We start from the raw sequence: 13953 nt of genomic DNA, 5'->3' as shown, positions 1-13953 counted from the left end.
CCGATCGTCGGCTATGCCGCCGGGGCATACCACGGCGACCTGCAGCCGGGAGGTCGGCCTGAATGCGCCCTATGCCTGCGGCACCCGGGCCAGCGCCTGGCCGGCTGCGTAGTTCAGGGCCGATGCGGGAAGCCCCGCGGGCCGTCCGCTGGCCAGAACGGCGACCCCGCCTGTGGCCGGCATGTCCGGGGCCGCGGGGACGCCGAGGCGGCGCAGCGTCTGTGCGGCGACCGCCGCCGCGGCGGTGAACAACTCGACGCGCCCGCCCAGCGCCCCGATGATCCGCTCGCGCACCAGGTCGTAGTGGGTGCAGCCGAGTACCACCGCGGCGGTCTGGGCCGGGGTGCGCTCGGCGGCGTAGGCGATGGCGGCGTCGAGCGCCGCGGCCTCGCCCGACTCCACGGCCTCGGCGAGTCCGACGCAGGCCACCGGTGTCACGGCCGCGCCCTGGCCGAACTCCTCGATCAGCCCCTGCTGGTACCTGCTGCGCGTGGTCGCCTCGGTCGACCAGACCGCCACCGGTCCGCCGCCCGCGGCGGCGGGTTTGATCGGCGGGACGGTGCCGATCACCGGGATCTCCGGTTCGAAGGCCGCCCTCAGTGTCGTCAGACCGTGCACCGAAGCCGTGTTGCACGGCACGACGATCGCGTCCGGCGCGCAGCCGCCGGCACCCGGTACGGGTTCGGCGTCCAGCGTCGCCCGGGCGCCGGCGAGGACGCGCCCCACGATCGTTTCGGGCGTGCGCGAACCCCACGGCATGTGGTCCGGGTCCATGGAGAGCACGAGGTCGGCGTCGGGCCGCGCCGCGCGGACGGCGGCGGCGGTCGAGAGCATTCCGATCCCGGAGTCGACGAAGGAGATGCGCACGTTTGCCGATCCTACGCCGCCGCGCCCCGCGGTGCCCGCACGGCCGCAGCGGCGCGGCTGTGCGAGTGAGAGAAGTGAGAGAACCGCCTCTGGCCTGTGTGAGGTATCGAGACAACGACTATTGGGAAGAACAGCAGCGGTGCCGTATCCGGCGCGTGCTCGGCAGGTCCGGCCGGAGCACCGCCCTATTCCGCGCAAGCGGGGGTCGCACTGCTCACACGGGCCCGACACGTGGATCTGTCGGCCCCGAGGCATAGGCTGTCTGCCGGTCTGCCGCCGCTGCGGCAGACCGGCACTACGGCAGCGGCGCGGCGGCGCCGAGCGGGTTGAGAAGCGGGTGAGATCGATTCGTCAGTCTTCGCAGCGGGACTTCGCCGACCATGTCGAGGCCGTGCAGCGGCTCCGGCGCGACTACGCGCGGCTGCCCGCCGACGCGCCCGTGCGGCTGGCCAAACCCACCTCCAACCTGTTCCGCTTCCGCGACCCCTCCGACGCCCCCAGGCTGGACGTGTCCGCCTTCTCCTCCGTGCTGGCCGTGGACCCCGTCGAGCGGGTCGCCGAGGTCGGCGGCATGACCACCTACGAGGATCTGGTGGCGGCGACCCTGCCCCACGGGCTGATGCCGCTGGTCGTGCCGCAGTTGCGCACGATCACCGTCGGCGGCGCCGTCACCGGCCTGGGCATCGAGTCCTCCTCGTTCCGCAACGGCCTGCCGCACGAGTCGGTGCAGGAGATCGAAATCCTCACCGGCGCCGGGGACGTCGTCACAGCGCGGCCCGACAACGAGCACAGCGAACTGTTCTACGGCTTCCCGAACTCCTACGGCACGCTGGGCTACAGCCTGCGGCTGCGCATCGAACTGGAGCCGGTCAAGCCCTATGTGCACCTGCGCCACCTGCGCTTCGGCGGAGCCGACGAGGCAATGGGCGCCTTCGCGCGTATCTGCGCCGACGCCGAGCACGCCGGCGAGCGGGTCGACTTCGTCGACGGCGTCGCCTTCGGGCCCGGCGAGCTGTACATCACGCTGGGATCCTTCGTCGACCACGCGCCGTGGGTCGGCGACTACACCGGCGCCGACATCTACTACCGCTCCATCCCGCGCTACGCGGGCCCCGGTCCCGGCGACTACCTGACAGTGCACGACTACCTGTGGCGCTGGGACACCGACTGGTTCTGGTGCTCGGGTGCGTTCGGCCTGGGCAACACAGCCGTGCGGCGGTTGTGGCCGCGCGCCCTGAAGCGCTCCGACGTCTACCGCCGGCTGGTGGCGCTGGACCGGCGCACCGACTTCAGCCGGCTGCTCGCCCACTACCGCGGCCGTCCGCAGCAGGAGCCGGTGATCCAGGACGTCGAGGTGGGTGTCGAGCGGGGCGCGGAGTTCCTCGACTTCTTCCACGCCGAGATCGGCATGTCCCCCGTCTGGATGTGCCCGCTGCGCCTGCGCGAGTCCGCGGCCCCGGCGGCGGGGCGCTCCCACGTCTGGCCGCTGTATCCGCTGGAGCGGGAGCGGCTCTATGTCAACTTCGGGTTCTGGGGGATGGTCCCCATGCGCCCGGGGCAGCGGCGTGCGCACCACAACCGCGCGGTGGAGGAGGAGGTCTCCAAGCTGGGCGGACACAAGTCGCTCTACTCGGACGCCTTCTACTCCGAAGAGGAGTTCTGGCGGTTGTACAACGGCGAGGGGTACAGCGGGCTGAAGCGCGCCTATGACCCGGACGGGCGGCTCCTCGACCTCTACGCCAAGTGCGTCGGTAACAGGTGAGACGCCGGCCCACAGCTCGGCGTGGGCGGGCGCGGGTGAGAAGGGAACACAAATCATGCGGCTAGCGGAGATCTTCGAACGCGTCGTCGGCACCGACGCCCCTGTTCGGTTCCGCGCCTATGACGGCAGCTCCGCCGGAGAACCCGACAGCGACACCACGCTGGTCGTGCGCACGCCGGTGGCGTTGAACTACCTGGCGCAGTCCCCGGGCGCGATGGGGCTCACGCGCGCCTACGTCGCCGGCCACATCGACGTCGAAGGCGACATGTACACGGCTCTGCGTCGGATGTCGGAGCTGACCTTCGGCGAAGGGCCGCGACTCTCGCCGACCGAACTGGGGCGGATGGTACGCAGCATCGGCTGGGTGAAGTTCGTCAACCGGGTCGCGCCGCCGCCGCAGGAGATGCGCCGCAGCCGGCTGTCGTTCCTGGGCGGCCGCCACGCCAAGGACCGCGACGCCGAGGTCATCCACCACCACTACGACGTCTCCAACGCCTTCTACGAGCTGGTGCTGGGCCCGTCGATGACCTACACCTGCGCGTTGTTCGGCAGCGAGGACACGTCCCTGGAGCAGGCGCAGCGCGACAAGCATGAACTGGTCGCGCAGAAGCTCGGGCTGCACAGCGGCATGCGGCTGCTCGACGTCGGCTGCGGGTGGGGCGGCATGGTCATGCACGCCGCCCGCGAGCACGGCGTCAAGGCGCTGGGCGTGACGCTGTCCAAGGAGCAGGCGGAGTGGGCGAGCAAGTGCATCGCCCAGGAGGGGCTGACGGAGCTGGCCGAGGTCCGGCACATGGACTACCGGGACGTGCCCGACGGCACCTTCGACCGGATCAGCTCCATCGGTCTCACCGAGCACATCGGTAAGCAGAACCTCCCCGCCTACTTCGCCGACCTCCACGACAAGCTCAAGCCGGGCGGGCGGCTGCTCAACCACTGCATCACCCGTCCGCGCAACGACCTTCCGGCGATGAAGCCGGGCGGCGTGATCAACCGCTACGTCTTCCCCGACGGCGAGCTGGAGGGGCCCGCCGACATCCAGCAGCCGATGAACGACGCCGGCTTCGAGATCCGCCACCAGGAGAACCTGCGCGAGCACTACGCGCTGACCCTGCGGCACTGGGCCGACAACCTGGACCGCAATTGGGAGGCGGCCGTCGCCGAGGTCGGCGAGGGGACGGCTCGGGTGTGGCGGCTCTACATGAACGGCTGCATCCTCGGTTTCGAGCGCAACGTCGTCCAGCTGCACCAGATCCTCGGTGTCAAGCTCGACGGGACCGACGCGCACATGCCGCTGCGCCCCCGCTTCGAGTGAGGTGTCCGCTCCCGGCGACCGGCCCGCACCCGCGAGCCGGGCTCGCCGCAGCGGGTCCGGCCGCCGGGAGCGGGCGGTGACCGAACGGGCGAGGCGTTCCTGCGCGGACCGCGGCGCGCCGTCGGCGGATCGCGGGCGGCGCGCGGCCGCCGGGCGCCCATCAACGGCGCGGCTGCGGGCATGATGGGGGTATGCCTGGCACAGACGACACGGACCGCATGAAGCAGCTCGCTATCACGCTGGTCGACGCCTATGTCCGCAAGGACCGCGACCTGCTGGACCAGACCGTGGCCGAAGTCGGCGACGACACCGAGGGCGCCGTCTCCGAGCTGAAGGTCTTCGGCTCCTTCCTCTCCCGGCGGGTGCAGGAGACCGGGGTGGTGTGGAAGCCGGCCGACTCCCGCGAGGCCGTCGCCTCGGCGGTGGCCGACATGCTCCCGCCCGAGGTGGAATTCGCCGTGATCACGGTGTGGGAGGCGTACTCGCTGGGGGAGGAAGAGGCGGCCGAGCGCTTCACCAACGGCGACCCCACCGTTTACCTGCACATGTTGGCGGCCTTCTCGGCGGCCATCGGCCAGGCGGTCTACAAGCCGGCCGAACTGATCTCGACGCTGCGCATCGCCTCGGGCGGCTCGGAGTAGGCAGCTCGGCGGGCGGTGTCGGGCCGGAGCGAAGCGGTGCACCGGCGGTTGCGGGGGCGCGGGGTTTCCGCGCCCCCGCGGCCGCCGAACGCGCTTGACACAATCTCTTCGCGTGTAAAGAGTGAGGGAGACGGTTTCCGCATACCCGCGAGGAGAGCGCCCCCATGGCCCAGCAGTCTGCTGCCGCAGGCCGTACCGCCGAGCCCGCCGGTCCCCGCTCGCCAGAAAGCGGCGGGCTTCCCGACATCTCCGACATCGATCTGTCCGAAAACGAGTTCTGGGCGCGCCCCCTCACAGAGCGGCACGCCGACTTCGCCCGCCTGCGCAGCCACCCTCCCCAGTTCTTCGCCGAGCCCGACATGGGACCGCTGCCGCCCGGACCCGGCTACTACGCACTGGTCAACCACGCCGACGTGGCCGAGGCCGGCCGCGAGCCCGGTGTCTTCGCCTCCCAGCCCAGCGCCATCTCGATCCCGGACATGCCGCAGGACTTCGCGGAGTACTTCGGCTCGCTGATCAACCTCGACGATCCCCGCCACGCCCGGTTGCGCCGCGTCGTCTCGCGCGGCTTCACCCCGCGCATGCTCGCCCGCCTGCAGGAGGACGTGGAGCGCCACGCCGCGCGCATCGTCGACAACCTCCTCGGCACCGGCCCGTGCGACTTCGTCTCGCAGGTGGCGGCCCGCCTGCCGCTGGTGGTCATCTGCGAGATGATGGGCATTCCCGAAGACCGCCACGAAGAGGTCCTGGCCAACTCCAACGTCGTGCTGGCCGGAAACGACGCCGACTACCTGGGCAGCGATGCCGAGACCGCGATGGCCCGGCTGCTGGAGGCCGGGGAGAACCTCTCGCGCCTGCTGGCCGAGCTGGCGGCGCAGCGGCGCGCCGAGCCCACCTCCGACCTCACCTCCGCGCTGGTGAACGCCAACGTCGACGGCGAGTCGATGACCGACCAGGAGGTCGGCTCCTTCTTCATCCTGCTGGCGGTGGCCGGCAACGAGACCACCCGCAACGCCATCAGCCACGGTCTGCGCCTGCTCACCGAGTACCCCGAGCAGCGCGAGCTGTGGTGGTCGGACTTCGAGGGGCACGCCCCCGCAGCCGTCGAGGAGATCGTCCGCTACGCCTCCCCGGTGGTGTGGATGCGGCGCACACTCACCCGCGACTACGAGATGAACGGGCATACCTTCCGCGAAGGCGACAAGGCCGTCCTCTACTACGCATCGGCCAACCGCGACGCCGCGGTCTTCGACGACCCGGACACCTTCGACATCGCCCGCAAACCCAACCCCCACCTGGGCTTCGGCGGCCCCGGCCCGCACTTCTGCCTGGGCGCCCACCTGGCCCGCCGCGAGATCACGGTGATGTTCCGCGAGCTGCACCGGCGTGTTCCCGGCATCCGCGCCGCGGCGCCGCCCCGGCGGCTGGCGTCCAACTTCGTCAACGGCATCAAGTCGCTGCCGTGCGAGTTCTGAGAGACTCCAGAAGACGCGAAGCGGCCGACGGCGGCGCGGCGGGTGAAAGCGCCTGCCGCGCCGGGGCGCGGCGGTAACCTGTCCGGCGGACATGCGGTCCCGTTCCGGTGCGTGCGCAATCTTTGCCGGGCCGTTGTGTTGTTTACTTCACACTGGCCGCGCTTTTGCGTAAGTTCCTTACCACCCACGGGTAATCGCGAGCGGACGGGAGACCTCCGATGGCACGCACCCGCGCCCGAGCACGGCGGTCCGCCGCGGCGGCCGCCGTCGTGGCCCTGCTCGCCGCCGCATGCGGCAGCGGCGGCGCCGACGGCGGCGAGGGCCGGACCCTCGACGTGTGGATCATGCAGGGCACCCACCCCGACGCCACCGCCTACTTCGACGACGTCGCCCGGCAGTTCCGCGAAGAGACCGGCGCACGCGTCGACGTCGAATTCGTGCCCTGGGCCGACGCCCACGACAAGTTCGTCACCGCCATCGCGGGCAACACCATGCCCGATGTCGCCGAGGTCGGCACCACCTGGACGCTGGAGTTCGCCGGCGCCGGTGCGCTGATGGACGTCTCCGACCGCGTCGGCTCCACCGACGCCTACGTCCCCAGCCTGACCGAGGCCGGCACCCTCGACGGCGGCCTGTACGGCGTGCCCTGGTACGCGGGTGTGCGCTCGGTCCTCTACCGCACCGACGTGTTCGACGAACTCGGCCTGGAACAACCCACCACCTGGGCGGAGCTGCGCGAGACCGCCATCGAGATCTCCGAGCGACGCGACGACATGACCGCCTTCCCGGTGCCCGGCGACGCCGTCTACCAGATGCTGCCCTTCGTATGGGGCAGCGGCGGCGACATCGCCACCTCCTCCGGCCCGACCTGGACCTCCGGACTCGACGGCGCCCAGGCGCGCGAAGGACTGTCCTTCTACACCGACCTCGCCCTGCAGGACGGCGTCTCCAGCACCGGCGCCGCCACCTGGATGGAGACCGACCTGCAGGACGAATTCATCTCCGGCGACGTCGCCATGATGGTCGCGGGCAGCTGGACCCCCAAGGCGATCCTGGAAGCGAACCCCGACCTGGAAGGCCGGATCGGCGCCTTCCCCGTCCCCGGACCCGACGGCGGCCTCAGCCCCTCCTTCCTCGGCGGCTCGCACCTGTCGGTCTTCAACTCCGCCGACGACCCCGACCTGGCCTGGTCCTACGTCGAACTGCTCACCAACGACGAGAACGCGCGCCGCTGGTCACAGGCCACCACCTACTTCCCGGGCAAGCAGGAGCAGCTGCAGCCCTACACCTCCTCCGACGACCCGCTGGTGCAGCCCTTCGCCGAGCAGATGAGCGAGGCGGGGCGCGGACTGCCCGCCACGGAGAACTTCGGCAAGGTGCAGGGCGACATGGTGCTGCAGGCCATGCTGCAGGACATCCTCAACGAGGAGGCGTCGGTGGAGGAGGCCACCGCGCGCGCCGCCGAGCAGGTCGAGCAGACCCTGAACGAGGGCGCCTGAACCGGTGGCCGACCCCGTCCCGACCCGCACCGCGGGCGCGCCGCGCGCATCGAGCGCCCCCTCGGGGGCGGCCGCACCGCGGGCGCGGAACCGACCGAGCGGGCGCCCGCGCCGCGGCGGCCCCCGGCTGGGCGCCCGCGCGCGCCGCCGGAGCCTGCCCTGGGCACTGCTCGCCCCCGGCCTCGCGGTCGTCGCGGTGCTGCTGCTGGTGCCGCTGGCGCGCGTGGTGCAGCTGTCGTTCCAGGACTACGGCCTGGACAACGTCGTCTCCGGGCGCAGCGACTACATCGGGCTGGACAACTACGCCCGTCTGCTGAGCGACCGCTACCTGTGGACCGTGGCGCTGCCCAACACCGCGGTATTCGCCGCCGTCGCGGTCACCGGCACGGTCGTCTTCGGCACGCTGGTGGCGCTGCTGCTGAACACCCTCAGCAGGCTCAGCCGCACCCTCGTACTGGGCTGCATCATGGTCGCCTGGGCCATGCCGGCGGTCTCCGGCACCTACGTGTGGATCTGGATCTTCGACGTCGACGACGGTCTGGTGCGCCGGCTGCTGCAGGCCGCGGGCGTGCTTGGCCCCGAGGGGTTCAACTGGTTCACCGAGCGGGCGACCTTCTACGCCATCGCCGCGCTCAACGTCATCCACCACGGCTTCCCGTTCGTCGCGGTGACCGTGCTCGCCGGGCTGCTGACCGTCCCGCGCGAGCTGCACGAGGCCGCGCTGCTGGACGGAGCCGGGCCGTGGCAGCGGTTCCGCAGCGTCACGTTCCCCACCATCCGTCCGGTCTTCGCCGTGGTCACCATCCTCTCCACCATCTGGGACTTCAAGGTGTTCGCGCAGGTGTACCTGATGCCCGGCGGCTCCGGCGGCAACCGCGACGTGCTCAACCTGGGGGTGTGGTCCTACGTGCGATCCTTCAGCAACCAGTCCTACGGCCTGGGCTCGGCCATCGCGGTGCTGCTCACCCTGATGCTGCTGGCGATCACCGTGGTCTACCTGCGGGCGCTCTTCCGCGACGAGGAGCTGCGGTGACCGCCCGCGGCCGGAGGCGACCGACCACGCGCTCCGCGGCCCGCGCGCTGGCGGTGGCCGGGGTGCTGGCGTTCACCCTGTTCCCCGCCTACTTCATGGTGGTCAGCGCGCTTTCGGAGCGCGCGGCATCCGGTACCGAGACGCTGCTGCCCGACTCGGTGACGCTGGAGAACTTCCGCTTCGTGCTGGCCGAAGCCGGCTTCCTGCGCTACCTGGGCAACTCGCTGGCCGTCGCCGGGCTGACCGTGGCCGGAAGCAGCGTGCTGGCGCTGCTCGCCGCGGTCGCGGTGTCGCGCTTCCGCTTCCGGTTGCGCACCACCGTGCTCGTGCTGCTGCTGACCGTGCAGATGGTACCGCTGGAGGCGCTGGTCATCCCGCTGTTCCTGCAGGTGCGCGACCTGCGCATGCTCAACTCGCTGATCGGGCTGGCGATCGTCTACATCGCGCTCGCTCTGCCGTTCGCTATCTGGATGCTGCGCGGATTCGCCGCCGCCGTACCGAAGGAGGTGGAGGAGGCCGCCTACATCGACGGCTGCTCCTGGGGGCGGATGTTCTGGTCGGTGCTGTTCCCGCTCGTCGCGCCCGGGCTCGTGGCCGCCGGCGTCTTCTCGTTCATCACCGCCTGGAACGAGTTCATTCTGGCGCTGACGTTCATGAACGAGTCGGAGAAGTACACCGTCGCCGTGGGACTGCGGCAGTTCTTCGGCCAGTACACCACCGACTGGGGGGCGGTGATGGCCGCTTCGACCGTGATCACACTGCCGGTGATGGCGTTCTTCCTGCTCGTCCAGCGCGGCCTGGTCTCCGGGCTGGTGCAGGGGGCGGTGAAGCGTTGAGCGCCGACGCGGCCGACCCCGCGCTTCGCCGGATGGTGCACACCGTGCTGATGCCGGGGTTCGGCGGAACCTCGGTGCCGCCCTGGCTGGCCCGCGCGATCGACGACGGCGTCGGCGCCGTCGTCTACTTCGCCCCCAACCTCGGCGCCGACCCCGCGGCACTGTCGGCCGAGCTGCACGCGCTGCGCCCCGATGTACTGGCGGCCTCCGACGAGGAGGGCGGGCGTGTGACCCGCCTGCACGCCGCCCGCGGCTCACCCTTCCCCGGCCACGGCGAACTCGGCCGCGGATCGCCCGAACGCACCAGGGCCACCGCCGCCGCGATGGGACGTGAGCTCGCCCACGCCGGAATCGGCGCCGCGCTCGCCCCCGTCGCCGACGTCAACGTCGACCCGGCCAACCCGGTCATCGGTGACAGGTCCTTCGGCGCCGACCCCGAGCGGGTGGCCGCCCACACCGCGGCGTTCGTCGAAGGCCTGCACGCCGCCGGCATCGCCGCCGCGGCCAAGCACTTCCCCGGACACGGCGACACCCGCACCGACTCCCATGTGGGACTGCCGGTGATCGGGGTCGACATCGCGACCCTGCGGCGCCGCGAACTGGTGCCCTTCGCCGCGGCGGTGGCGGCCGGGGCCGACATGGTCATGACCGGGCACATCGCGGTTCCCGCGCTGGACACGGCGCCCGCCAGCGTCTCCGCCCGGTGCTACGGACTGCTGCGCTCCGAGCTGGGATTCGCGGGCGCGGCGATCACCGACGCGCTGGACATGCGCGGCCTCGCCGCCCACACGGGTGCCGGTGACCGGGCCGCGGGCGTGGCCCGCGGCGCGGTCGCGGCGCTGGCGGCCGGAGCCGACCTGCTGTGCCTGGGAAATCCGGCGGACACCGGGAGAGCGGAGAACGCCGAGCGCGCGGTCGGATTCCCGGGCGGACCGGGTGGCCGGGTCGCCGCCGGCGAAGAGCGGAGGCCGCGGACTCCGCGGACGGCGGCGGCCACCGGCGAAGCGCTGTTCCGCGCGGCCCGCGACGCGGTCCTCGCCGCCGTCGACGAGGGACGCATCGGCAAGAGCCGACTGGCCGAGGCCGCCGGGCGCGTCGAGGGGTTGCTCGCGTCCCGGAGCCGGGCACCTTGACCACCCGCCCGGCCTTCGCAAGGGTGGCGGCTTGATGAGACGCAGACCGCGCCGCGCGAAGGGGAGACATGGAAGCCGAGCCGACGGAGCACCCGATCGAGCCAGAGGCCCCCTGGCCCAGAAGCCCCACGACCGTGCGGATCCGCTGCAACACCTGCATGCGGCTGCGCTACTTCGCCGACCGCCACGCCGACCACCTCGGCGAGTACAGCCCCGGCCCGCACTGCAAGACCTGCGGCAAACCCGTCGAGTTCCGCTGCATGGCCTGCGGCGCCCAGTGGCGGCCCCTCTAGCGCGGCGGTGGTGCGGCTCCGCAACTCCCGGGCCGCCGCGAGGCGTCGGGGGGCGGCACGCGAGTGCGCCGCCCCCGCCCGGAGTCAGCGCAGTTCGCGCTTGAGGATCTTGCCGGTGGCCGTCATCGGCAGCGTGTCGCGGAACTCCACGATGCGGGGGTACTTGTAGCCGGCCAGCCGCTCCTTGGACCACTCCACGAGCTGCTCCTCGGTCAGCGCCGCCCCCTCCTCGCGGATCACGAACGCCTTGATCTCCTCGCCGTGGGACTCGTGCTCGACGCCCACCACCGCGGCCAGGCTGACCTCGGGGTGGGTCATCAGCACCTCCTCCAGTTCCCGCGGGTAGACGTTGTAGCCGCCGCGGATGATCATGTCCTTGGAGCGGTCGACGATGAAGTAGAACCCCTCTTCGTCGCGGCGCGCGATGTCGCCGGTGCGGAACCAGCCGTCGGAGAACACCTGCTCGTTGGCGTCGGGGCGGTTGTGGTAGCCCTTCATGTTGCAGTGGCCGCGAACCGCGATCTCGCCCGGACCCTCGCCCTCGACCTCGTTGAAGTCGCTGTCGACCAGCTTCATCTCGACGCCCCAGATAGGCCGGCCGATCGAGCCGGGCTTGGCCTTGACCTTGGGGTTGTTGAACGACACCACCGGAGAGGTCTCCGAAAGACCGTAGCCCTCCAGCACCTCGACCCCGAACCGCTCCTTCACGTTGCGCGCCACCTCGCCGGGCAGCGCGCTGCCGCCGGAGACCGCGGTGCTCAGGTTGGCGGTGATGGCGCCCATGTCGTACTCGCCCTTGGCGCCGAGCAGGCCCCAGTACATCGTGGGCACCCCCGCGAAGACGGTGACGCCCTCCTTCTCCATCAGCGACAGCGCCTCTTCGGGCTCGAAGCGCGCCTGCAGCACCAGCGTGGCGTGCCGGTACAAGCCGCAGTTCATCATCGTGGTCTGGCCGAAGATGTGGAACAGCGGCAGCACGGTCAGGTAGACGTCGTGCTCGGAGCGGTCGAACAGCGAATCGGAGGCGACGGCGTTGAACAGCAGGTTCATGTGGGTCAGCTCGGCGCCCTTGGGGGTGCCGGTCGTGCCGCTGGTGTAGATGATGACCGCGGTGTCGTCGGCCTCGGTCTGCACCGTCGCGAAGGCGCCGGTGGTGCCGGCCAGCGCCGCCCAGATGGTCTGGGCGCCCTCGATCTGCGACTCGGTAGCGCCGGGGGTGGCCGGGAGGTCGATGTAGACCTCGCAGGAGTCGGTCTGGTTGAAGGCATCGAAGGCGCGCTCGCCCAGCGGCAGGTCGGGTGTGCCGGTGAAGGCGAACAGCGCCTTGGCGCCCGAGTCCTGCAGGTGGAAGGCGATCTCCCGCGGCGTGAGCAGCACGTTCAGCGGGACCACGACCGCACCGGCCTTGAGTGCGCCGAAGTACACGAACGGGAAATAAGGGGTGTTGGGGCTTGCCAGCGCGACGCGGTCACCCCGCCCGATGCCGCGCGCGGTGAGCATCTCGGCCACCTGGTTGGCGATCATGTTCGCGGTGGCGTAGTCGATCCGCAGGTCGCCGAAGACCAGGCAGTCGCGTTCGGGAGTGGTCCTGGCGCCGTCTTCGAGCAGTGCGGCGAGGTTGAGCATCGCGCCTCCAACTACAGAGTGCCGTGGTTTCGGTCACCTTTCTACCGCAGAGTAACCTGATTTCGGCTGGTTGGGGTATCCGCACTGCCCGCCGCTACGCGGGTTCGCGCGTCAGCGTCACACTCGCCGGCTGGGCCTGCGAGCCGCTGATCCCGATCTCGGAGACCCGCCACGACGAACCCCCCGCCTCCAGGTGGTCGCCCAGCCTCAGGGTGTATTCGGTGGCCTCGCCGCCCCGGGGCTGCGCGCTGATCACCACGGCCGGCTCCGAACCGTCCTCATATCCCGTCAGCCGCAGTTCGACGGCTTCGGCCTCGGCCTGCCCCGCCACCGAGGCGGGCGTGCCCTCCAGCAGTTGGACACGGTCGTTGTCCACACCGAGCACCGGTGCCGAACTCCCCGGCTCGGGCTCGGGCTCGCCTTGGCCGCAGGCCGCGGCACCCATCAGCAGGCCGGCCGCGACAGCGGCGGCGACGGCGATCCGGGGGGCGCGGCGGGCGGAGTCGAACACGGTCATCTTCGTCGGGTCTCCACAGACTCGGGGGGAACGGGGGCGCCGAGGCGGGCAGGACGCGCCGACGCGGCGCAACGGGGAGGCGGGCTGTTCGACGGGACGAACGCAGCCAAGGGGGAACGTCCGGAACGGGGATGCCGACGCTCACGGCCATTCTCCCATCAGCCCGGATGGCCGGACGCCGCGCATTCGCGTTCCGGACGCGGCCTCTGCGGGCAGTGGAGGGGGCGAGAGCCACGAGAACGCAGAACACGCACCCGAGGAGAACGAGATGCCCACGTGGATCTGGACCATAGGGATCCTGATTCTGGCATGCGCGGTCTTCATCAGCTGGTGGCTGGTGCAGTGGACCAAGCAGCCGCGCACCTACTTCCGCGCCGGGCTGGCCGATCCGCAGCGCCGCCGCTTCCCCTGGCGGCAGCGCGGCCGCTACGCGCCGCAGACGGTGGTCGAGGAACCCACCGAACGCAACGCCATGGACACCAACCTCGACCACGAGGCCGCGACGATCATCGAAGGCGAGCGGCACGAGACCACGCCCATCACCACCAACGTCGACCGCGAGACGCGACACCTGCTCGACGAGGAGATCTCCGGCCGCCCCGTCATGGAGCGCCACACCGAGATCCACCGCCCGGACCCCGAGGCGGAGGCCGAACTGGAACCGGAGCCCGTGCGCCAGCGCCGCCTCGCCGCCGAGGAGCACGAACGGGCGGCCGAGGAGTACGAAAGCGCGGCCCGCGCCCGCGAGCCCGGAGGCGCCCCCGCCGAAGAGCCCGCCGAAGGCAGGATCCGCCGCCGCCTCCGCGTCCCCCGCCGCCCCCGCAAGCCCCGCCGCAGGTAGCCCCGCCCGCCGCTCACCCCGCACCACCCGCGTCCTCGGCCGCAGGGGGTCTACGCCGCCCGGCGGCCGCCGCGTCGAGGTAGCGCCTCGAACCGCGCTAACCTTGGGGCAGACA

General features: G+C 71.4%; 13 protein-coding genes. 10 read left to right on the top strand and 3 right to left on the bottom strand.

All coding sequences use genetic code 11. From position 1 onward, the window contains the following. Positions 1-69: 69 nt before the first annotated feature. A complete protein-coding gene (locus EKD16_RS17320; RefSeq protein ID WP_131099337.1) occupies positions 70-867 on the bottom strand; it encodes a glutamate racemase in 798 nt (265 codons plus the stop codon). A gap of 337 nt (positions 868-1204) precedes the next feature. Here EKD16_RS17320 and EKD16_RS17315 point away from each other — a divergent pair, with 337 nt between their 5' ends. From EKD16_RS17315 to EKD16_RS17275, 9 genes are all read left to right on the top strand, one after another. Beyond that, on the top strand, positions 1205-2629 hold the full coding sequence (locus EKD16_RS17315; protein WP_131099336.1) for an FAD-binding oxidoreductase: 1425 nt from the start codon (positions 1205-1207) through the stop codon (positions 2627-2629). Positions 2630-2684: 55 nt separating this feature from the next. Continuing rightward, positions 2685-3944 (top strand): SAM-dependent methyltransferase, encoded by a 1260-nt coding sequence (locus EKD16_RS17310; protein WP_131099335.1) that lies wholly within the window; start codon positions 2685-2687, stop codon positions 3942-3944. Between the two features lie 191 nt (positions 3945-4135). Then, positions 4136-4585, top strand: a complete 450-nt coding sequence (locus tag EKD16_RS17305) for a hypothetical protein (RefSeq protein ID WP_131099334.1) — start codon at positions 4136-4138, stop codon at positions 4583-4585. 164 nt (positions 4586-4749) lie between these two features. Next, on the top strand, positions 4750-6060 hold the full coding sequence (locus tag EKD16_RS17300; protein WP_131099333.1) for a cytochrome P450: 1311 nt from the start codon (positions 4750-4752) through the stop codon (positions 6058-6060). A 218-nt stretch (positions 6061-6278) separates the two neighbouring features. After that, positions 6279-7559: a sugar ABC transporter substrate-binding protein gene (locus tag EKD16_RS17295; protein WP_131099332.1), complete on the top strand. Its 1281-nt coding sequence runs from the start codon at positions 6279-6281 to the stop codon at positions 7557-7559. A gap of 4 nt (positions 7560-7563) precedes the next feature. Further along, a complete protein-coding gene (locus tag EKD16_RS17290; protein ID WP_131099331.1) occupies positions 7564-8592 on the top strand; it encodes a carbohydrate ABC transporter permease in 1029 nt (342 codons plus the stop codon). Between the two features lie 95 nt (positions 8593-8687). After that, on the top strand, positions 8688-9428 hold the full coding sequence (locus EKD16_RS17285) for a carbohydrate ABC transporter permease (protein WP_131102718.1): 741 nt from the start codon (positions 8688-8690) through the stop codon (positions 9426-9428). Further along, complete coding sequence (locus EKD16_RS17280; protein ID WP_242677019.1) at positions 9425-10561, top strand: glycoside hydrolase family 3 N-terminal domain-containing protein; 1137 nt, start codon at positions 9425-9427, stop codon at positions 10559-10561. Before EKD16_RS17285 ends, EKD16_RS17280 begins: the two co-directional genes overlap by 4 nt. A 68-nt stretch (positions 10562-10629) precedes the next feature. Then, positions 10630-10854: a hypothetical protein gene (locus EKD16_RS17275; protein ID WP_131099330.1), complete on the top strand. Its 225-nt coding sequence runs from the start codon at positions 10630-10632 to the stop codon at positions 10852-10854. Between the two features lie 84 nt (positions 10855-10938). On the opposite strand, the gene EKD16_RS17270 is transcribed toward EKD16_RS17275, so the two are convergent. Both EKD16_RS17270 and EKD16_RS17265 read right to left on the bottom strand, forming a co-directional pair. Then, the gene (locus EKD16_RS17270) at positions 10939-12480 is read right to left on the bottom strand and encodes a long-chain-fatty-acid--CoA ligase (protein ID WP_131099329.1); all 1542 of its coding nucleotides are present in this window, start codon (positions 12478-12480) and stop codon (positions 10939-10941) included. Positions 12481-12574: 94 nt separating this feature from the next. Continuing rightward, positions 12575-12997: a DUF6406 domain-containing protein gene (locus EKD16_RS17265; protein ID WP_131099328.1), complete on the bottom strand. Its 423-nt coding sequence runs from the start codon at positions 12995-12997 to the stop codon at positions 12575-12577. Between the two features lie 268 nt (positions 12998-13265). Between EKD16_RS17265 and EKD16_RS17260 the strand changes: the two genes are divergently transcribed. Beyond that, positions 13266-13838 (top strand): hypothetical protein, encoded by a 573-nt coding sequence (locus EKD16_RS17260; protein WP_131099327.1) that lies wholly within the window; start codon positions 13266-13268, stop codon positions 13836-13838. The last annotated feature ends 115 nt before the right edge of the window (positions 13839-13953 follow it).

It is taken from the genome of Streptomonospora litoralis, assembly GCF_004323735.1.
GTDB lineage: Bacteria > Actinomycetota > Actinomycetes > Streptosporangiales > Streptosporangiaceae > Streptomonospora > Streptomonospora litoralis.
This window is presented reverse-complemented; position numbering and strand designations above follow the sequence as displayed.